The sequence below is a fragment of the Nocardia asiatica NBRC 100129 genome (assembly GCF_000308415.1).
Taxonomy (GTDB): Bacteria; Actinomycetota; Actinomycetes; order Mycobacteriales; family Mycobacteriaceae; genus Nocardia; species Nocardia asiatica.
The window spans coordinates 37,723-55,744 of record NZ_BAFS01000040.1 but is presented as its reverse complement, the minus strand read 5'-3'; the positions used below and the strand labels follow the sequence as shown (position 1 = coordinate 55,744).

Annotated in this window: 23 protein-coding genes and 1 pseudogene; 7 read left to right on the top strand and 17 right to left on the bottom strand. The window is 64.0% G+C overall.

Features of this window, described 5'->3' with window-relative positions; genetic code table 11:
* Nucleotides 1-405 (top strand): DUF4254 domain-containing protein (locus tag ON27_RS04815; protein ID WP_043719896.1); only part of this gene is annotated, 405 nt, incomplete at its 5' end.
* Nucleotides 406-440: 35 nt separating this feature from the next.
* A complete protein-coding gene (locus ON27_RS04810; protein WP_051046231.1) occupies nt 441-1,241 on the top strand; it encodes a class I SAM-dependent methyltransferase in 801 nt (266 codons plus the stop codon).
* 441 nt (nt 1,242-1,682) lie between these two features.
* Here the strand turns inward: ON27_RS04810 and map are convergent, their stop codons facing one another.
* The 9 genes from map to rpsH form a co-directional block, all read right to left on the bottom strand.
* Complete coding sequence (map, locus tag ON27_RS04805) at nt 1,683-2,480, bottom strand: type I methionyl aminopeptidase (RefSeq protein WP_043719894.1); 798 nt, start codon at nt 2,478-2,480, stop codon at nt 1,683-1,685.
* 29 nt (nt 2,481-2,509) lie between these two features.
* The gene (locus tag ON27_RS04800; RefSeq protein WP_043719891.1) at nt 2,510-3,055 is read right to left on the bottom strand and encodes an adenylate kinase; all 546 of its coding nucleotides are present in this window, start codon (nt 3,053-3,055) and stop codon (nt 2,510-2,512) included.
* Nucleotides 3,052-4,374 (bottom strand): preprotein translocase subunit SecY, encoded by a 1,323-nt coding sequence (gene secY / locus ON27_RS04795; RefSeq protein WP_043719889.1) that lies wholly within the window; start codon nt 4,372-4,374, stop codon nt 3,052-3,054. The genes ON27_RS04800 and secY overlap by 4 nt, the downstream gene beginning before the upstream one ends.
* A 171-nt stretch (nt 4,375-4,545) precedes the next feature.
* Complete coding sequence (rplO, locus tag ON27_RS04790; RefSeq protein WP_043719886.1) at nt 4,546-4,989, bottom strand: 50S ribosomal protein L15; 444 nt, start codon at nt 4,987-4,989, stop codon at nt 4,546-4,548.
* A 1-nt stretch (nt 4,990) separates the two neighbouring features.
* Nucleotides 4,991-5,170, bottom strand: a complete 180-nt coding sequence (rpmD, locus tag ON27_RS04785) for a 50S ribosomal protein L30 (protein WP_043687386.1) — start codon at nt 5,168-5,170, stop codon at nt 4,991-4,993.
* Entirely contained in the window at nt 5,170-5,829 is a 660-nt protein-coding gene (gene rpsE, locus ON27_RS04780) for a 30S ribosomal protein S5 (protein ID WP_043719884.1), read from the bottom strand. The genes rpmD and rpsE overlap by 1 nt, the downstream gene beginning before the upstream one ends.
* A 31-nt stretch (nt 5,830-5,860) precedes the next feature.
* Nucleotides 5,861-6,268: a 50S ribosomal protein L18 gene (rplR, locus tag ON27_RS04775; RefSeq protein WP_043719881.1), complete on the bottom strand. Its 408-nt coding sequence runs from the start codon at nt 6,266-6,268 to the stop codon at nt 5,861-5,863.
* A 2-nt stretch (nt 6,269-6,270) separates the two neighbouring features.
* Nucleotides 6,271-6,810, bottom strand: a complete 540-nt coding sequence (gene rplF / locus ON27_RS04770; protein WP_043719879.1) for a 50S ribosomal protein L6 — start codon at nt 6,808-6,810, stop codon at nt 6,271-6,273.
* Between the two features lie 13 nt (nt 6,811-6,823).
* The gene (gene rpsH, locus ON27_RS04765; RefSeq protein WP_039795549.1) at nt 6,824-7,222 is read right to left on the bottom strand and encodes a 30S ribosomal protein S8; all 399 of its coding nucleotides are present in this window, start codon (nt 7,220-7,222) and stop codon (nt 6,824-6,826) included.
* A gap of 283 nt (nt 7,223-7,505) precedes the next feature.
* Here rpsH and ON27_RS04760 point away from each other — a divergent pair.
* From ON27_RS04760 to ON27_RS04750, 3 genes and pseudogenes are all read left to right on the top strand, one after another.
* Nucleotides 7,506-7,670 (top strand): annotated as a pseudogene (locus ON27_RS04760) (Uma2 family endonuclease); the annotation flags it as partial.
* A 54-nt stretch (nt 7,671-7,724) separates the two neighbouring features.
* Nucleotides 7,725-8,102: a type II toxin-antitoxin system RelE/ParE family toxin gene (locus tag ON27_RS04755; protein WP_043719875.1), complete on the top strand. Its 378-nt coding sequence runs from the start codon at nt 7,725-7,727 to the stop codon at nt 8,100-8,102.
* Nucleotides 8,102-8,428: a helix-turn-helix domain-containing protein gene (locus ON27_RS04750; protein WP_043719873.1), complete on the top strand. Its 327-nt coding sequence runs from the start codon at nt 8,102-8,104 to the stop codon at nt 8,426-8,428. The genes ON27_RS04755 and ON27_RS04750 overlap by 1 nt, the downstream gene beginning before the upstream one ends.
* 128 nt (nt 8,429-8,556) lie before the next feature.
* Here the strand turns inward: ON27_RS04750 and ON27_RS04745 are convergent, their stop codons facing one another.
* From ON27_RS04745 to ON27_RS04725, 5 genes are all read right to left on the bottom strand, one after another.
* Entirely contained in the window at nt 8,557-8,901 is a 345-nt protein-coding gene (locus ON27_RS04745; RefSeq protein ID WP_043719871.1) for a hypothetical protein, read from the bottom strand.
* A 77-nt stretch (nt 8,902-8,978) separates the two neighbouring features.
* A complete protein-coding gene (locus ON27_RS44275) occupies nt 8,979-10,109 on the bottom strand; it encodes a WXG100-like domain-containing protein (protein WP_043719868.1) in 1,131 nt (376 codons plus the stop codon).
* A gap of 86 nt (nt 10,110-10,195) precedes the next feature.
* On the bottom strand, nt 10,196-12,019 hold the full coding sequence (locus ON27_RS04735; RefSeq protein WP_043719866.1) for an ABC-three component system protein: 1,824 nt from the start codon (nt 12,017-12,019) through the stop codon (nt 10,196-10,198).
* A complete protein-coding gene (locus ON27_RS04730; protein ID WP_043719864.1) occupies nt 11,997-12,263 on the bottom strand; it encodes an ABC-three component system middle component 6 in 267 nt (88 codons plus the stop codon). Before ON27_RS04730 ends, ON27_RS04735 begins: the two co-directional genes overlap by 23 nt.
* The gene (locus ON27_RS04725; RefSeq protein ID WP_157227086.1) at nt 12,260-13,207 is read right to left on the bottom strand and encodes an ABC-three component system protein; all 948 of its coding nucleotides are present in this window, start codon (nt 13,205-13,207) and stop codon (nt 12,260-12,262) included. Before ON27_RS04725 ends, ON27_RS04730 begins: the two co-directional genes overlap by 4 nt.
* A gap of 474 nt (nt 13,208-13,681) precedes the next feature.
* Here ON27_RS04725 and ON27_RS04720 point away from each other — a divergent pair, with 474 nt between their 5' ends.
* Nucleotides 13,682-13,885 carry a hypothetical protein gene (locus ON27_RS04720; protein ID WP_043719861.1) on the top strand — a complete coding sequence of 68 codons (204 nt, stop codon included), beginning with the start codon at nt 13,682-13,684 and terminating at the stop codon, nt 13,883-13,885.
* Between the two features lie 558 nt (nt 13,886-14,443).
* Complete coding sequence (locus ON27_RS04715) at nt 14,444-15,100, top strand: DUF8020 domain-containing protein (RefSeq protein ID WP_043719859.1); 657 nt, start codon at nt 14,444-14,446, stop codon at nt 15,098-15,100.
* Nucleotides 15,101-15,366: 266 nt separating this feature from the next.
* Here the strand turns inward: ON27_RS04715 and ON27_RS04710 are convergent, their stop codons facing one another.
* From ON27_RS04710 to rplE, 3 genes are all read right to left on the bottom strand, one after another.
* Nucleotides 15,367-16,920 carry an acyl-CoA carboxylase subunit beta gene (locus tag ON27_RS04710; RefSeq protein ID WP_043719912.1) on the bottom strand — a complete coding sequence of 518 codons (1,554 nt, stop codon included), beginning with the start codon at nt 16,918-16,920 and terminating at the stop codon, nt 15,367-15,369.
* Nucleotides 16,921-17,234: 314 nt separating this feature from the next.
* Nucleotides 17,235-17,420: a type Z 30S ribosomal protein S14 gene (locus tag ON27_RS04705; protein ID WP_043719856.1), complete on the bottom strand. Its 186-nt coding sequence runs from the start codon at nt 17,418-17,420 to the stop codon at nt 17,235-17,237.
* 4 nt (nt 17,421-17,424) lie between these two features.
* Nucleotides 17,425-18,021 (bottom strand): 50S ribosomal protein L5, encoded by a 597-nt coding sequence (gene rplE, locus ON27_RS04700; protein WP_051046229.1) that lies wholly within the window; start codon nt 18,019-18,021, stop codon nt 17,425-17,427.
* Nucleotide 18,022: the final 1 nt, after the last annotated feature.

The following is an 18,022-nucleotide window of genomic DNA, read 5'->3' as shown; positions in this document are numbered from 1 at the left end:
AAACATCAGGTCCTGCAAGCGTGCCGAGGTGAACTGCAAGAAGGCAACCCACTGCTGCGCGGTGCGCACGAACTGACCACGCTGCACGAACGCAGGCTCAGCGCCGGTCAGGATTCGCTCGGTGAGATCGATGCGTTGCGCGCGAGCCTGATTCGTGACATCGATCGCTGGATCACGGTGCAGCTGCCACCCGCGCACGGCGCGGCGCACGTGCACACCGAGACGGTCGGCGCGGTGATCGACCGGCTGGCCCAGTTCACCGCGAACGCCTACGCGGCGCTGGCCAGCGCCTCGGAATGGGATCTGTGGGACGCCTGGCAGCGCTTGGCCGAGCTGGCCGTCGGCTACGACGACCTGGCCGCCGAAGTCTGCGCGGGCGTGCGGAGACTTCCCGGCGCATCGTAGGTTCCGTCGCGGCTCCCCATCCGTAGATTGGACGTATGGGGAGTCCGGCCGACCGAGACGAAGCGAAGTTCGCCCTGCACGCCACAAGGGCGCGTTCGTTCGGCGCGCACGCCGCCGCGTATGCCGAACACCGCCCCGACTATCCGGTCGCGGCCATCCGATGGGCGCTGGCCGCCGTCGCCGACCGGCGGCCGCTGACCGTTCTCGACCTGGGCGCTGGCACCGGCAAGCTGACCGAGGGTCTGCTCGAAATCGGCGCGACGGTGATCGCCGTCGAGCCGGACGAGCACATGCGCGCCGAATTGATCCGCCGGTTCCCGCACGTCACCGCGCATGCCGGTGCGGCAGAGGCCATTCCGCTCGCGGACGCTTCGGTGGACGCGATCGCCGCCGGGCAGGCGTTCCACTGGTTCGATCTCGACCGCGCCTATCCGGAGTTCATCCGGGTGCTGCGGCCCGGCGGCGTTCTCGCCGCCCTGTGGAACACCGACGACAGCTCGGTGGAGTGGGTCGCCGGGTTGAAGCAGGTCGCCGGGTCCAGCGTGTCCACCGCCCTGCCACCGAGCGGGCAGGGCGATCTTCCCGCTCATCCACTGTTCGGCGAGCACGTGATCGAACGGTCGACATTCCCGCACCGGCATCGGCGGACCGCCGAGTCGCTGACGGCCACCATCGGGACGCAATCGCACCTGCTGGTGATCTCGCCCGAGGAGCGGGCCGAAGTGCTCGGCCGCATCTCGGACTATCTGCGCGGCAGACCGGAGACCACCGAAGGCGAATTCGACCTGCCGATCCTCACTTTGGCACTGCGATCCACCCTGCGCGCCGCGGACTGACAGGCTACTTACGCAGACGAAACACCCAGGCCACGACATTTCCATCACCCAGGACGAGGCCGCGGTGCGACCCTGCCGCATCGAACTGCGGCGCGCGCCAAGCGGATTCGAGTAGCAGCCTACTCACGTCCGCACCACCCGCCCGGCCATACGCTGACGGCATCGTTCAAAACAATTTCGAACCAAGGAGAAAGTAACCGTTCCACCCCGCACGGGCACCGCCCCGGGCGCACCGCTTCGGTCGAACACGCAGGACGCGGGTGCAAGGAATGACGTCACCGATCCAGCGCGAGCTGGGTATCGCCCGGTGGTCGTGTCGGCGCATGGTGTCGGCACGCGAACACGCGGCGAGATCGACCAGGGTTCCTGGCGTCGGTGCGGCTCGTTTCCTCGCCGCGCAGTGTTGCCGGAACGGACGACCCGATGGCCGCCCGCCGTGCGCTACTCCGGACGCAACGTCAGGATCCGCGGTCCGTCCTCGGTGACCGCGACGGTGTGTTCCCAATGTGCCGCGCGACTGCCGTCCACGGTGACCACGGTCCAGTCGTCGTCGAGCACCTTGGTCTGGGTGGTGCCGAGGGTGAGCATCGGCTCGATCGCGAGCACCGAGCCCACCACGAGTTTCGGCCCCTTGCCCGGTTCGCCCTCGTTGGCGAGGAACGGGTCGAGGTGCATCTCGCGGCCGATGCCGTGCCCACCGTAGCCGTCGACGATGCCGTAGGCGCGCCCGTGCTCCTGCTCGGCGGCCCGGGTGCCCAGCTCGATGGCATGCGAGACGTCGGTGAGCCGGTTGCCCGGCAGCATCGCCGCGATACCCGCCTCCATCGACAGCTCGGTCGCCACGCTGAGCAGCCGGTCGGCCTCGATGATCGTGCCGACGCCGAAGGTCCACGCGGAATCACCGTGCCAGCCGTCGAGGATCGCCCCGCAGTCGATGGAGACCAGGTCGCCCTCGGCGAGGATCTCCTCGGCGGTCGGGATCCCGTGCACCACGCGATCGTTCACCGACGCGCAGATGGACGCGGGGAAGCCGTGGTAGCCCTTGAACGACGGCACCGCGCCCGCGTCCCGGATCACCTGCTCGGCGACCTCGTCCAGCTCCAGGGTGGACACTCCGGGTTTGGCGGCCGCACGCACCGCCACCAAGGCGCGGCCGACGATCGCGCCGGCCGCCGCCATGGCATCCAGTTCGCCTGCCGTCCGGAACGGCACGACCTTCTTCTTGCGGTTGAAGACCATCCGGCCTCAGCGCTCCATCGCGAACGGGCTCAGTGGCCCAGCGCGCGCAGTGCCCGCGCGTTGACGTCGTCGACCTCGCCGACACCGTCCACCGAGACGACCAGACCGTCGTAGTGATCGAGCAGCGGCTCGGTCTCCTCGCGGTACACCCGCAGCCGGTTGCGGATCACGCCCTCGTTGTCGTCGGTGCGACCGCGCGCGAGCATCCGCTCGACCACGGTGTCCTCCGGCACGACGAAGCGCAGCACGGCGTCGAGCTTGGCGTTCATGTCCTTGAGGATCTTCTCCAGCGCGTCGGCCTGGTCGACCGTGCGCGGGTATCCGTCGAGGACGAACCCGTTGGCGGCGTCGGGCTCGTTGACCCGCGCCTCCACCATCCGATTGGTCACGTCGCTGGGCACCAAGTCGCCCGCGTCCATGTACTTCTGCGCCTCGCGGCCCAGCGGGGTCTGCTGGCTGATATTCGCACGGAACAGGTCCCCGGTGGAGATGTGCGGAACGCCCAGCTTCTCCGACAGCAGGACAGCCTGGGTGCCTTTACCGGCGCCCGGCGGACCGAGCAGTACAACTCTCACTTGAGGAACCCTTCGTAATTTCGATTCATCAGCTGGCTCTCGATCTGCTTCACCGTGTCCAAACCGACGCTCACCATGATCAGCACCGCGGTACCGCCGAACGGGAGGTTCTGGACGCCACCGGAAGAACCGATATCGAGGAACACGTTCGGCAGTACGGCGACCAGACCGAGATAGATCGAGCCGGGGAGGGTGATACGGCTCAGGACGAAGTTGAGGTAGTCGGCGGTCGGCTTACCGGGCCGGTAGCCCGGGATGAAGCCGCCGAACTTCTTCATCTCGTCGGCGCGCTCCTCCGGGTTGAAGGTGATCGCGACGTAGAAGTAGGTGAAGAACACGATCAGACCGAAGTAGATCGCGATGTACACCGGGTTGCTCGGATTCACCAGGTACTTCTGGATGATCTCCTGCCACCAGCTCGGATCCGGGTTGTTCTGCGAACCCGTCAGCTGCGCCACCAGGTTCGGCAGGTACAGCAGCGACGAGGCGAAGATGACCGGGATGACGCCCGCCTGGTTCACCTTCAGCGGCAGGTAGGTCGAGGAGCCACCGTACATCTTCCGGCCGACCACGCGCTTGGCGTACTGGACCGGGATCCGGCGCTGGCCCTGCTCGACGAAGATCACGGCCGTGACGATCGCCAGCGCGGCGACACAGACCAGGGCGAAGACCAGACCGCCCCGGCTGTCCAGGATGGCCTTGCCCTCGGTCGGGATGCGGGCGGCGATACCGGCGAAGATCAGCAGGGACATGCCGTTGCCGATGCCGCGCTCGGTGATCTGCTCGCCGAACCACATCACCAGCGCCGCGCCCGCGGTCATCACGAGCACGATGATGATCATGCCGAAGATGCTGGTGTCGGCCAGGATGTCCTCCTGGCAGCCCTGCAGCAGCTGTCCGCGGGCCGCCAGGGCGACCAGGCCGGTGGCCTGCAGGATCGCCAAGGCGATCGACAGGTATCTGGTGTACTGCGTCATCTTGGTCTGGCCGGATTGGCCTTCCTTGCGCAGTTCCTCGAACCGCGGGATGACGACCGTGAGCAGCTGGATGATGATGCTCGCGGTGATGTAGGGCATGATGCCGATCGCGAAGACCGACAGCTGCAGTAGCGCGCCACCGGAGAACAGGTTGATCAGCTGGTAGATGCCGCCGGACTCACCGCCGGAAACCAGGTCGATGCACTCCTGGACCGCCTTGTAGTCGACGCCGGGGGACGGCAGCGAGGCACCCAGCCGGTACAACGCGATCAACCCCAGCGTGAAGAGAATCTTCCGCCGTAAGTCCGGAGTCCGGAAGGCCGATACGAAGGCGGAAAGCACTGATCCTCCTGGCGAACGACATGGTCATGACATGGATGTTCAGCGATGTCCCTGCTCGACACAGAAGGGACGCCGAAAACCACGACGAGGCTTGGCAGACAACTATTGAACTCTAACAGTGGCACCGGACGAGCCTTCACTCGTCCGGTGCCGCTGTAATGCAGAGTACCGTCAGCCCAGCTCGGTGACGGTGCCACCGGCGGCGGTGATCTTCTCCTTCGCCGAGCCGGTGACCTTGTCCACGGTCACCTGGACCGCGACGCCGATCTCACCATCGCCGAGGACCTTGACCAGCTGGTTCTTGCGAACCGCGCCGGCCGCCACGAGCTCGGCCTTGCCGACCTCGCCGCCCTCGGGGAACAGCTTGGCGATGGCGCCGACGTTCACGACCTGGTATTCCGTGCGGAACGGGTTCGTGAAGCCCTTGAGCTTGGGCAGCCGCATGTGCAGCGGCATCTGCCCGCCCTCGAAGGCGGCAGGCACGTTCTTGCGCGCCTTGGTGCCCTTGGTACCACGGCCCGCGGTCTTGCCCTTGGAGCCCTCACCGCGACCCACGCGGGTCTTCTCGGTCTTGGCGCCGGGAGCCGGACGCAGGTGGTGCAACTTGATGGTCATGTCAGACCTCCTCAACGGTCACGAGGTGGCGCACGACGTTGATCAGCCCGCGGTTCTGGGGGTTGTCCTCGCGGACCACGGTCTTGCGGATACCGCGCAGACCCAGGGTCCGAAGGCTGTCCCGCTGATTCTTCTTGGCGCCGATCGAACTCTTGATCTGGGTCACCTTGAGATCTGCCATTACTTGACACCTCCGGCAGCCTGAGCGCGCGCACGCAGCATGCCGGCAGGGGCGACGTCCTCGAGCGGCAGGCCACGGCGAGCCGCGACCTCTTCCGGACGCTGCAGCTGCTTGAGGGCAGTGACAGTCGCGTGCACGACGTTGATGGCGTTGTCGCTACCCAGCGACTTCGCCAGAATGTCGTGGATACCGGCGCATTCCAGCACGGCACGAGCCGCGCCACCGGCGATCACACCGGTACCCGGCGAGGCCGGGCGCAGCATGACCACACCGGCGGCCGCCTCACCCTGAACGGGGTGCGTGATGGTGGAGCCGATCATCGGGACGCGGAAGAAGTTCTTGCGAGCCTCTTCGACGCCCTTCTGGATGGCCGCGGGAACTTCCTTGGCCTTGCCGTAGCCGACGCCGACCAGGCCGTTGCCGTCGCCGACGATCACCAGGGCGGTGAAGCTGAAGCGCCGACCACCCTTCACGACCTTGGAGACGCGGTTGATCGCGACGACGCGCTCGAGCTGGTTCTTCTCGGCGGCGCTGTCGCGACGGTCGCCGCCGCCCCGGCGGTCGCCACCACCGCGACGGTCGCCGCGGCCGCCCTCGGGGGCGCTGCCATTCTGTCCGGCGGGTCCGTTTCCGCCGTCACGCCTCTGACGTCCCGGCATCAGACGTTCCTTCCGTTCATGTTGTCGATCATCAGAATTTCAACCCACCTTCGCGAGCGGCATCGGCCAGTGCGGCGATCCGGCCGTGGTAGTCGTGCCCACCACGGTCGAACACGACGGCCTCGACACCGGCGGCCTTCGCCCGCTCCGCGAGCAGAGCGCCGACCTTCTTGCTCTTGGCGGACTTGTCGCCGTCCAGCGCGCGCACGTCGGCCTCGATGGTCGAGGCGGCGGCGACGGTCTTGCCGACCGAGTCGTCCACCAGCTGCGCGTGCAGGTGCCGCGAGGAGCGGTTGACCACCAGGCGCGGACGCTCGGTGGTACCCGCCACCTTCTTGCGCAGGCGGAAATGACGGCGCGTCTTGGACAGGCGACGCTGCGTCGACACGTCCTTGCCCAGGGGGATGCGCTTGGCCTTCTGGTTTTCGGTTTGCGCCATGATCACTTACCCGTCTTTCCGACCTTGCGGCGAACGACCTCGCCGGCGTAGCGGATGCCCTTGCCCTTGTACGGGTCGGGCTTGCGCAGGCCGTGGATGACCGCCGAAATCTGGCCGACCTTCTGCTTGTCGATTCCGGACACGGAGAACTTGGTGGGCGATTCCACCGCGAAGGTGATGCCCTCGGGCGCCTCGATCGGCACCGGGTGGCTGTAGCCCAGGGCGAACTCGAGGTTCTGGCCCTTGAGCGCGACGCGGTAGCCGACGCCGAAGATTTCCATCTTCTTCTCGTAGCCCTGGGTCACACCGACAACCATGTTCGACACGAGGGTGCGGGTCAGGCCGTGCAGCGCGCGGCTGCGGCGCTCGTCGTCCGGACGGGCGACCTCGAGCTGGCCGTCCTCGCCCTTGACGACGGTGATCGGCTCGGCGACGGTGAGCGACAGGGTGCCCTTGGGCCCCTTCACCGAGATGTCCTGGCCGTCGATGGTCACATCCACACCGGCCGGGAGGGCGATGGGCTTCTTACCAATACGCGACATTGTCCTGCTCCCCTTACCAGACGTAAGCGAGGACTTCGCCGCCCACGCCCTGCTTGGCCGCCTGCTTGTCGGTCAGCAGGCCGGAGGACGTGGAGATGATCGCCACGCCGAGGCCGCCGAGCACCTTGGGCAGGTTGGTGGATTTCGCGTACACGCGCAGACCGGGCTTGGAGACACGGCGCACGCCGGCGAGGCTGCGCTCACGGCTCGGGCCGTACTTGAGGTCGACGATGAGCGTCTTGCCCACCTGTGCGTCCTCGGTCCGGTAGTCGGCGATGTAGCCCTCGCGCTTGAGGATCTCGGCGATGTTCGCCTTGAGCTTCGAGTGCGGAGCCTTCACCTGATCGTGGTACGCCGAGTTGGCGTTGCGCAGACGTGTCAGGAAGTCTGCGATCGGATCAGTCATGGTCATGGTTCGACCTAGACACCTTTCTCGCCGCGGTTCCCATACAGCGCCGCCATGCACATCGGCATGCCCAGCGGTGGGCCTACGACAATTCGGATGGTCCGGCCGGCACTTGCCGACCGGAGGAGGTTCGATCGCCCGAGCGCACGCATGCGGACATGGAGGTGCCCAGGCAACCGCTCTAGTGTAGGCAAGCGGTTCACCACGGCAAAATCGGGGTCGGTGAGGTGCCCGCCGCACTGGACTCATGACCAGCGGAAACAGCCCGTGACCGAGCTAACATGACGCCATGCCAGGTCCGCGCGGCGAACGTCCCGATCTCCCCGAGTACATGACGTGGGAGGAACTCGAGCAACTGCCCGAAGAGATCGCCGGGCAGATCGAACTGTGGGACGGGCGTGTCGTCTGGCTACGACGGGGTCCTGCCGAGCATCAAGCGTTCACTTCCGCGCTGACGAGCGGCTCCCGAGCACCCAGACATGTCGTCAACGACATATAGACTGTTGAAGTGGAGTCGCTCTATTCGATTGAGATCGAGCCAGAGGTGCGGGCTTGGCTGGAATCGCTCCCAGCCAAGCACTTCCTGAAGGTCGAAGCGTACGTGGCGCTACTCGCCGAACGCGCCACCACACTCAACGAACCCTTCTCCCGCTACCTGGGCGAAGGTGTGCGCGAACTTCGCCCCACGCTGGACGGCGCCGCCACGCGGATCACGTACTGGTTCCGCTCCGACCGCACGATCGTCTTGCTGACAACCTTCCGTAAGACCAAGGACCGCGAGGACGCCGAGGTCAAGCGCGCTATCGAGATGCGAAGAATATGCGAGGCCGAACACGGCCCCGCCCATGAGGAGTTCCTGCGCACTATTGAGAAGGGAGAGCTGTGATGCCCCATAGCCGATGGAAGACGAGTAGGGACAAGGGACTGACCGAGCCCGAGGCCGTCAGCGAAGTGCGTCATGAGATCCGGCTGGCCATGGAGCTCGCCGCCGCGGTCTACAACCGTCGCACCGAACTCGGACTCACCCAAGCCGAACTCGCCGCCCGGGCGGGACTGACGCAAGCGAAGATCTCGAGGATCGAGGGATCCGACGCCGTCCCCACTCTGCCGCTACTGACAAAGCTGGCACAAGCCCTGGACGCTTCGCTGAACATCGCTATCGATGCCGACGACGCACGCGTCAGTTTCACACCGCACACCAGTGCGGCGTAGGCCTGTCCCACCTGACGATTCGCAGCACTTCGAGGCATGGTCACAACATCGCTACCTGGCCGATGTCAGCACCCGGCCGAACATCACGCTGCGCATCCACCCGCACGCGGCCGGATACACGCGTAGATTCACCGGGTCAACGACACATCTCTGATTCGGATCGGATACACTTCTATAGCTAATTCGCCCGACAGATCGATTCCGCTGGTCGATATCTTGACAATTCCGCCGTGGTCGACCGCAATTCGATTCACCTGCTCCCGGAAGATATCCACCACGACCATCGAGTCCTGCAACCAGCGCACCCGCGCGGATCGCGCTATTACGTCGTATGATAGTTCCAGTTTGTTCCGATCATCGGAGTAGATACCGACCACAAAGGAAGCAGCAGCCCCGGGGACGGCTACACGTTCGGCCCCGAACGCCTCCAAAAACTCTGACTCATCCGGCTCAATGAACTCATACTCGGCCATCTACGCTCCTCCACCCTTTGGAATCACAGTTGTCAAGCGTAGGCCTTCCGGCGTCACTTGCCATGTTGTTTCAAACTTCAGAATACCGTTCGGACCGACGAACAGCGACTCCCGCACTTGGAATTCTCCATAATCATTCGAGAAGTTCTTGCGATATTACTGTCCGTGCGGACGACTTCGTCGAAATGACTATTGAGCAGATTCCTTCCAGCCTGGTTGTCGAAAACGCCCACCCGGTTCAATTGCGATTGATTCTGCAACGATCTAGGCGAGTTGTGCGCATCTTCTGCCGCCCTACCGAAGAGATACTCGTACTTCTTTTCGTCTACAATCGCCTTGGACGGCGATTTGGGAGCATTGGTCGCGTCAGCGGCGCGTTTGCCGCGTAGTCGATCACGTAGGTCGGTGACCACCTTTCTGGCCTTGACAGTGGCGTCCTTCGCCTCTTGGCCGATACCGGCGATCTGTAATGCCTTGCGCCCTCGCCAGGCGATGATGCCGTCTTTGATCTTTCCCGCCCATTTCTGCACCGTGACCAGAGCCTTGCCTGCGGTGACCGCTCCGGCACCGAAGCTGATCAGCGAAAGGCCGATGGTGATCGCGGCGTCGATGGCGAGATCCTGGGCCAGGGATCTCAGGAAACCCTTGATCTCGTCGCGGAGTTCCGACAGCGCGTCCTTGTACGCGAGGCAGGACTGGCTGATCTGCGTGCACGCGGTCAGCAGCTGATCGATCGAGTTCGCAAGGGATTTGAGGTCGTCCCGGATGTAGTCCGCGTCGTCTGCGGTGACGCTGTCGAACAAGCTCGCCGCGATCGTGATCTTGTCGCGGGCGTTCGTGTTCTGGTAGATCGTGCCGAGACGGTCCCACGCGTCGGCGGCCTTCGCGAGTTTTCCGGTGTCGCCGTCAGGAACAGGTATGCCGATGTGGCTGATTATGTTGATGCCCTTGTCCACGATGCCCTGACCAGGGCCGCCCGCGGAGGCGGGGACCGAGAACGGCCGGAAAACCGGCATGCCCGGGTCGGTGGGCCGGTCCGGTGGCGGCGCGCCCTTGACGGTCGCGTCGGCCTGGGCATGAGTGAAGCCGATGTCGTTGAGGGCGCTGCCATATGCGTACAGGGTGGAGTGGACATCCCGGAAGAAACCCACAGCCCCATAGGCAGACGTGTTGTACGAACGCGCCCACTCCTGGCCGTTCTCGTCCACGCCCGCCATCGATCCGCATTCGGAGAGCTCCGCGAAGATATACAGGAAACTGTCGCGAAGCGCTGACGCAGCGTCGATCCTTTCTCTCAGCGCTCGAAACGGAATCCGAACAGTCCACCACTGTCGTAAGCGTCGGTCAATCGAGGCTGAATGATGAACGGCTCTGGATCGAAGCCGAGGTTCCGGGCTTTCGATAAATCATCCTCGTTGATCGTCGCGATGTATTGCATGCCTTCCGCTTCGGTGAGGTCGGCTGCGGCCTCGAGTGCTCGGCTGAGTTGACGGTCGTCCACCCCATCGAAAATGTGACTATCGTGCACCAGAAAGTCCGGCGCGCGGCCGTCGCGGTGGGCGATCGCCGCCATGGTTAGGTCGAAGCAGAAGATCGACATCTTGTTGATCCCTGCGCTGTTATCGCTATGAATCTTTGGTGCAATTTTCAAGCTGTTCGGTCCGGCTTCGACCGAAAGGTAGGCGGTCCTGTCGCGACCGTAGAGCCTGCTGGCCAATTCGTGAAAGAGTTCAGTCGCCCGATTGATCTGTTGTTGACGTTCTTCCAGATCGACGGCAACTTCCTCACGGAGTGCGACCCGGGATGCCTCGATCTCTCTGCTGCTTGCCTCCACTGTCTCGGCTGACTTCAGACGGTGTTGCAACGCCCCCAGTTTCGATTCCTCCTGAGCCAATGCCTTCTGGAGAGTGGTGAGAACCTCTAAGGCGCCGCCTTCGCTCAACTCCCGCAAGATCCTGCTTTGTTCCTCGTCCAGGCGAGCACGCTCTGCCTTGCGCTCCGCCAGCGCTTTGCGAGTTGCCTCTATTTCGCTTTCCAGATAAGTGCGCCGATTTCGGACAACCGCGGCATGGAAGGCTCGAACCTCGTCGAATCGACGCAGTGCCTGACCTGGCAGAGTCACGCCCAGTTCCTGATAGACCTGTTCTAGGTAGCGAACCTCTGGATCCACCGTTTCTTCGACAGCTTGTTCGAGGTGATCGAGGTTCCTCCGATCGATGACGTCCTGTGTACCGAGTTCCCGAATCCGGCGTGTCAGTTCATCAGCGCGTTCCTTGAGTTCCTCGTACTGCGGCACCACCCGGAACGACTGCAACTGACGTCGAAGGTCACTGATCTTCTTATTCTGAACGGCGATCTCACCGCGAAGATCGGCGGGCTTACCGACCACTTGTCCCCAAACCGGGTCGTTCACCGCCTTTCTCAATTGGTCTCGGGTGGCCTTTTTAGCCGCGATGTCCTGGTATCGAGCGGCGAGGGTGGAATCGAGCCCAAGGAGATAAGCGAGGTTGGGCGTGGCCTTGGCTTCGGGCTGGCGCGCGAAGCTGCGTATAGCTTCGTTGAACCCGTGATCGCCGACCCTACGGATGAGAAACGACAGCAATGCCCGACCACTGACACCCGGATACTCGCCGCTGAGTCCGAATAGTTTGTGCTCGATAAGCGTCTGCCACTCAGCAAGCGACACCGTCTGCGGCTGAGCGGTCTCGATACGGGTCGGCACCATCTGTTCGACGAAAAAGGGCAACTCGAGTTCGGGTGATTCCGCAGAGGTTCCCAGGCCGGGTGTAGGTGTCCGCGCGCGCACTGCAGGAAAAAGTGTGACTTCGCCGACGTCTCTACCGGTTCGGCTGACTCGTAGCTGCTCTTTCATGTCTGGCCAGTCCAGGGCAAGGGTGAAAGTAGTGCGACGAAGTTCCTTTCGAGCGGCCAAGTGCTTATTGTCAGCACGCGCACCCAACAGGAAGTGCAGCAGCTCGATCATGCTGGACTTGCCTGCGCCGTTACGACTATCGGTAGATTGCGAGGTCGCGGTCTTCTCCGCTACCAGCAGGTTGAGCCCCGACTTGAAGATAATCGTCTTGAACCGCTCGTCGTCAGCGCTCAGCAGGCGCAGCATGGGCGGCCCTCCTCGTGATCAGGTCATCGTCCAGATCTACCGAACCAAGTGCATGCAGGACGTCCAATGCCAGGACGAACCAGCCGAACGACAGCGGAGCCGAATGGCCGTTCCGTCGACGCCACTCGCGCAGTCGCGACCAGGTCTGGCTGACGGTGAGCGGCTGGTCCAGTTGCATGGCGATCTGGGCACCGACAGCGAGAAGAGCGCGGTCAGGGGCAATGCCCTTCGTCGGTGTGATCATGCCATCCCTCCCTGCTCCACCTTGGTCGGCTGCCATCCAGGAGGCGGCACTTCGAAGATGTCGCATTCATCGAAGAAGTAGGCAAGCACCACCTTCGCCGCATCCTCACGATCCCACTTGGGGGCAGCCTGACCCAGGACATAACACTGCATTTCCCAAAAAATCTCGTCCGTGTCGGCTCCGTGCTGGCGATGCATCCGCCGGTAATACTCTCGGAAGTCGGCCGCTACTTCGTCCCGTTCCCTGAGGTCGAGCACGTTGCGGTAATACGCCTCGATGAGATGCACGTAGCGCCGACCTGCCTGAAGCCGGTCCCGAGCAAAGACGGAGAGCCGGTTGTAATCGACCTTGTACGTTGTTGGCAGAGGAATGGACTCGACCACGGCATGGCGATCCCGGTGTTCGGCCAGATGCTTGAGGAGCGGCTCGATCTCCGCCATCCCGATGCTGTAGACGACGTGCTCGACCGGTATGGGAGCTCCGAGGAGACCTTCCATCTCGACCCGGTCGAGGTGCACGGCCTCGTTCCAAAGTTTCCGCGGACCCATCTGCTGGAACACTTTGTCGGGGTGGTCGTCTCCGACTGTCACCAGTTCCCCCGAGATAACCGGATGTATGCCACGTTGGTCGTTGTGGACGAACACGAAGGTCGTGAACTGCTCCGACCGCTTGGCGATCGCGCTTTCGACGTCATCGCGGAACTTGCGCCTGACCCTGGACGCCTTGAACGTCTCCGGCGCATAGCATGCGTAGAGTGTCCGGCTCTGCGTACGAAGACCGTCTCCACCGAGGTCGCCAAGGTTGCCATGAGTTCGAATCGGCACATAGTCGCTGTACCGATACTCCATGAGCTGGTGAAAGAGCTTCTCGAACTCATTGCCCGAACTGGTCTCCACCATCGACCGGAACTTGCTGTGCGCGTATTGCACCTGGTGCGGCAGCAAGACTTCTCCCCCTATGCAGTGCTGTCTGTCCTTGAAACCTTAACGCTTCAAGTGTGTCTGGCGACAGAAGCTTCGGAACATGCTTGCTAGCAGCACTTTAGAGTGCGCCGTGGCAAGGCCGCGCATCTGCGCAGTGGGGATGATCGCCTCTAGCGCTCTATGTCACCGTCGACCTACGTTGAGCTGGTACAGAATCCCGGATACCGTCAACCGCCCGAGAGCGGCCATCGTCGCGCGCACCCGGCCACGATCAGTGTTGCCGCGGTGGCATCGGTGAGACCTGTGGTCCGACGACTCTGCCAGGAACCGGGTCCGAATCCGACTGCCCGACAATGAACTCACGACAGACTGAGCTCCGTGGTGGTCAACATTCGGCTACGTCCTCGATGGGGAACTCACGTCCGAAGAAGCGATGTCCGACTCGTTGCATCGGCGCTGGGCAGGGCACGACCCCAGGGTCAGCGTCGAAGGATTATGGAGACACAATCGCGGACGCTGGAATCTGTCGAAAAACGCCTCGACAACGAACAGTTTGCGACGTTCTCGGTCGACGGCACGATCGTGGCTGTCTATCGAATCGAAGACTACGAGCGCGTGGCCGATGTTCGTCCAGGGGCGGAGAAGATCGCACTGATCGGGCGCCCCTGCAAGAGACCGATCCCGTTCATATGGCGCTGATCGGGTCTCCGGTGCCGACTAGTGGCAGGAATCCGGTGCAGTATCTGCCAGACCCTTTCGAGGAAGGTATTCAGTACGCTCCGGCAGCACCTCGAGGCGCTTTCCTCTTGACCTGGAATCCCGCCGAAAGCGCCTGGGACCAGTACCAGGACGGGATTCTCGAGACGGCGGAAGGTCGTCCCGTGCCCGGCTCGTGGTCGACGGCTCGCGGGTCGGCGGGGTGGCCGCCGGTAACCGTGTATTCATGCTGCGGCAAGGCGATTCGGGTAGCAGCCACGGCCGGCCGAGCGCCCCCGCGGCCGAGCAACCATCCAGGAGTCGGTGACCGGCAGTCACCCGATGCGGTGGCGGGGTCGGCGGCAGCATTCGCTCTCGGTTTGCCAACTCCATGCTGTATCCAAATATGCTGCTGCGCAATCGGTTCCCCATTGTCGACAATGTCACAGGACTTGCCTCGAGGGCCGCCCAATCGCTACCAATAGTGCGTTCACATCACACGAAACGGCGTTCGATTCGTCCACGTGGGGGTGTCGGGGGTCGGGGAGGAGAAGAAAATCAATGGTCTATCGCGCTGCAATTCGGGTCGGTCGTAAGGCGCTCATCGGTGCGCTGCCGCTGGCCGTGGCGACTACGTTCGCCGGTGCCGGAGCCGCATCGGCCACCAACTACGCCGAGCAGGCGCAGTTGGCGCAGGCGATTTCTACGTCGGGCACCTCCGCGGACATCGGCTACCACACCACGGTCGCGCCGGACCTGCGCAGCGTGTCCGCCACGCTGGACGCGGGCACGTTCCAGCTCGGGGAGACGTCGATCAAGGTCGTGAACCAGGTCGGCGCGGCGGTCACGGAGCTTCCGCGCACGCTGGCCACGCCGTCCGGGACCACCATCGCCCTGGATGCCAAGGTGTCCGAAGACGGCCGCACGCTGTCGGTGACGACACCTGAGGTCTCGGCGGCGACGGGCGCGGAACTGAAGGACATCGCGACCAATCCGGGCGCGCAGTACCCGGATCCGGTCATGAACGGTGCGGCCGCGGGCGCGGGCGTCGGTGCGGTCGCCGCCCTCATCACCTGCATTCCGACCGTGGCGGCCTTCGTCGTCGGTTACGTGCTGTGCGCCGCGGTCGGCGTGGTGACCACCGCCATCCTGGGTGCCGTGGTCGGCGCGGTCGTGGGTACGGTCGCGCCGGATGTCATTCCGCAGGTGCTGCCCTGACAATCAGCGATTGATCTGCTGAGCTGAAACGCGAAAGGCGCTGCGGCGGACACGATCCGCCGCAGCGCCTTGCTTCTGGTCGTCCGTGATTCGCTACTCGGCGCACGCTCGGTGGTCACACAGCCGCGCGGGCTATGTCGCGTCCGCGTTACCGGTGACTTCAGGGCCGACATCGGTCGAGGAGGTCGCCAGATGCCTCTTCCGGCAACCTGCCGGTGTGACAGCCTCGGCGTGCCGTGCGCCCAGCCGCGGAGTAAACGGGAAGATCACATCGGGTACACCGGGTGCTTGCGCGGGTTGAACTCCGGCTTGACCGGCGGCTTGTCCCGCAACAGGCGCAGCGCGCTCCGGATCTCCAGACGGGTCCGCGACGGTTCGATGACCGCGTCGATGTAGCCGCGTTCGGCGGCGATCCACGGGGTGGCGATCGTCTCGTTGTACTGGTTGATCATGAACTCGCGCGCCGCCGCCCGATGCTCCTCCGGCACCGCCGCCAGTTGCCGCTTGCCGATGAGGTCGACCGCGCTCTCGGCGCCGATCACCGCGATCCGGGCCGTCGGCCAGGCGAAACTGATATCGGCGCCCACCTGTCGGGCCGCCATCATGCCGTAGGCGCCACCGTAAGACTTGCGCACGACCAGGTTGATGATCGGGACCGTCGCCTCGATGATCGCCCGCGGCACCCGCCCGCCGCGGATGATCACACCGTTGGCTTCCTGCTCGAGACCCGGCAGCACGCCCGGCGTGTCCGCGACGAACACCAGTGGGATATTGAACGCGTCGCAGAGCCGGATGAAGTAGGTCGACTTGTCCGAGCAGGCGGCGTCGATGGAACCGCCCAGCACCAGCGGCTGGTTGGCGATCACACCGACCGGATAGCCGTCGACCCTGGCGAACCCGGTGATCAGATTCGGGGCGAACGCGGCGCGGATCTCGTGGAATTCACCGTCGTCGAAAATCCGCAGCAGGATCTCGTGCATGTCGTAACCGGCGCGATCGGAATCCGGGATGATCGTGTCGAGCTCCCGATCGGTGGCAGTGATCTCCGGCTCCAGGCCGGGGTTCACGATCGGCGGCAGCTCGAGACAGCTCGTCGGCATGTAGCTCAGATAGTTGCGCGCCCACTCGTAGGCTTCCTGCTCGGTGTCGGCCACGTGATGCAGGGTGCCGCGTTTGGCCTGCACCTCGGCGCCACCGAGCTCCTCGGCGGTGATGTCCTCACCGTTGACGGCTTTGATCACCTCCGGCCCGGTGACGAACATGTAGGAATCCTTGGTGCCGATGAGCACGTCGGTGTTGATCGGCCCGTACACCGAACCCGCCGCGCACTTGCCGAGAATGATCGACACCTGTGGCACATACCCGGACAGTTTCTCCAGCACCCGCGAAATATCACCGAACGAAGCGATCGAACCCACCGCGTCCTGGATACGCGCACCGCCGGAATCATTGATCGTCACCACCGGGCACGCGTTGTCGAACGCCAGTTGCAGCGCCCGCATGAACTTGCGGGCGGACGTGATACCGACCGACCCGCCGTACACGGTCTGATCGTGGGCGATCACCACCACCGGACGGCCTCCGATCAGACCGCGACCGGTGACCAGCCCGTCACCGTAGAGAGCATCCGGTCGGTCGGGCTGACGAGCCAGCGCACCGGTCTCGATGAACGTCCCGCGGTCGAGCAGCATGTCCACACGCTGGCGAACGCTCGGCACGCCCTTCTTCTCCCGCTTGGCGACACCGGCCTCACCCGCCGGTTCCGCGGCGATCGTCAGGATCTTGACCAGTTCATCGAGCTTCGCCTCGGTACCTGTCACGCTCGCCGCCACCTTCCGAACCAACTGTTGTGCCCCCGCGACGTTAAGCGCTATCGACACAGAACGGTTCATCGAACCGAATATCCTGGACAAATCACAGCCGAGGCCGGCCGCACATTTACATCCTCGAGAGTCCGAACACAGTCAGAGGACGAAAAGAACTGACACTCGACGGCGGCGTTCGCGGCAGAAAACTGCGTTCGGTCAGTGTTGCCGCGTTGGACGCGCCTCTATACAACGCTGAGGACACGGACTCAGTGCGAGTCCGTGTCCTCAGCGCTTGCTATACGGGTGCGCTCACAAAGAGCGCGAGCTTACCAGGAGCTCTTGTGCACTCCGGGCAGTTCGCCCCGGTGCGCCATGTCGCGCAGGCACACGCGGCAGAGGCCGAACTTGCGGTAGACCGCGTGCGGGCGACCGCACCGCTGGCAGCGGGTGTAGGCACGGACCGCAAACTTGGGCTTGGCGTTGGCCTTGTTGACCAGTGCTTTCTTAGCCATGTGCTCAGTTCTCCTTGAACGGGAAGCCGAGGTGCTTGAGCAGGGCACGGCCTTCTTCGTTGTTGGTCGCGGTGGTCACCACGGTGATGTCCATACCACGCGGGCGGTCGATCTTGTCGACATCGATCTCGTGGAACATCGACTGCTCGCTCAGGCCGAACGTGTAGTTGCCGTTGCCGTCGAACTGCTTCGGCGACAGGCCGCGGAAGTCGCGGATACGGGGGAGCGCGATGGAGACCAGGCGGTCGAGGAACTCCCACATCCGATCGCCGCGCAGGGTGACCTTGGCGCCGATCGGCATGCCCTCACGCAGCTTGAACTGCGCGATGGACTTGGTCGCCTTGCGGATCTGCGGCTTCTGACCGGTGATCAGGGCCAGGTCCTCGACGGCGCCGTTGATCAGCTTCGCGTCGCGGGCGGCGTCGCCGACACCCATGTTGACGACGACCTTCACCACGCCCGGGATCTGCATCACGTTGGCGTAGTCGAATTCCTTGTTCAGCGCGTCCTTGATCTCTTCGCGGTAGCGCTGCTTCAGCCGGGGCTGCACGGGCGCGGAGCCTGCGGAGCGCCCCGACGACACTGTTTCCGTCGTGGTCATA

Bases quoted from the DNA above. Each gene is read 5' to 3' on its own strand.
- ON27_RS04810 (WP_051046231.1), top strand. From the start codon at position 441: ATGGGGAGTCCGGCCGACCGAGACGAAGCGAAGTTCGCCCTGCACGCC.
- map (WP_043719894.1), bottom strand. From the start codon at position 2,480: ATGGTCTTCAACCGCAAGAAGAAGGTCGTGCCGTTCCGGACGGCAGGC.
- rplO (WP_043719886.1), bottom strand. From the start codon at position 4,989: ATGACCATCAAGTTGCACCACCTGCGTCCGGCTCCCGGCGCCAAGACC.
- rpmD (WP_043687386.1), bottom strand. From the start codon at position 5,170: ATGGCAGATCTCAAGGTGACCCAGATCAAGAGTTCGATCGGCGCCAAG.
- rpsE (WP_043719884.1), bottom strand. From the start codon at position 5,829: ATGCCGGGACGTCAGAGGCGTGACGGCGGAAACGGACCCGCCGGACAG.
- rplR (WP_043719881.1), bottom strand. From the start codon at position 6,268: ATGGCGCAAACCGAAAACCAGAAGGCCAAGCGCATCCCCCTGGGCAAG.
- rplF (WP_043719879.1), bottom strand. From the start codon at position 6,810: ATGTCGCGTATTGGTAAGAAGCCCATCGCCCTCCCGGCCGGTGTGGAT.
- rpsH (WP_039795549.1), bottom strand. From the start codon at position 7,222: ATGACCATGACTGATCCGATCGCAGACTTCCTGACACGTCTGCGCAAC.
- ON27_RS04750 (WP_043719873.1), top strand. From the start codon at position 8,102: ATGCCCCATAGCCGATGGAAGACGAGTAGGGACAAGGGACTGACCGAG.
- ON27_RS04745 (WP_043719871.1), bottom strand. From the start codon at position 8,901: ATGGCCGAGTATGAGTTCATTGAGCCGGATGAGTCAGAGTTTTTGGAG.
- ON27_RS04735 (WP_043719866.1), bottom strand. From the start codon at position 12,019: ATGCTGCGCCTGCTGAGCGCTGACGACGAGCGGTTCAAGACGATTATC.
- ON27_RS04730 (WP_043719864.1), bottom strand. From the start codon at position 12,263: ATGATCACACCGACGAAGGGCATTGCCCCTGACCGCGCTCTTCTCGCT.
- ON27_RS04720 (WP_043719861.1), top strand. From the start codon at position 13,682: ATGGAGACACAATCGCGGACGCTGGAATCTGTCGAAAAACGCCTCGAC.
- ON27_RS04715 (WP_043719859.1), top strand. From the start codon at position 14,444: ATGGTCTATCGCGCTGCAATTCGGGTCGGTCGTAAGGCGCTCATCGGT.
- ON27_RS04705 (WP_043719856.1), bottom strand. From the start codon at position 17,420: ATGGCTAAGAAAGCACTGGTCAACAAGGCCAACGCCAAGCCCAAGTTT.
- rplE (WP_051046229.1), bottom strand. From the start codon at position 18,021: ATGACCACGACGGAAACAGTGTCGTCGGGGCGCTCCGCAGGCTCCGCG.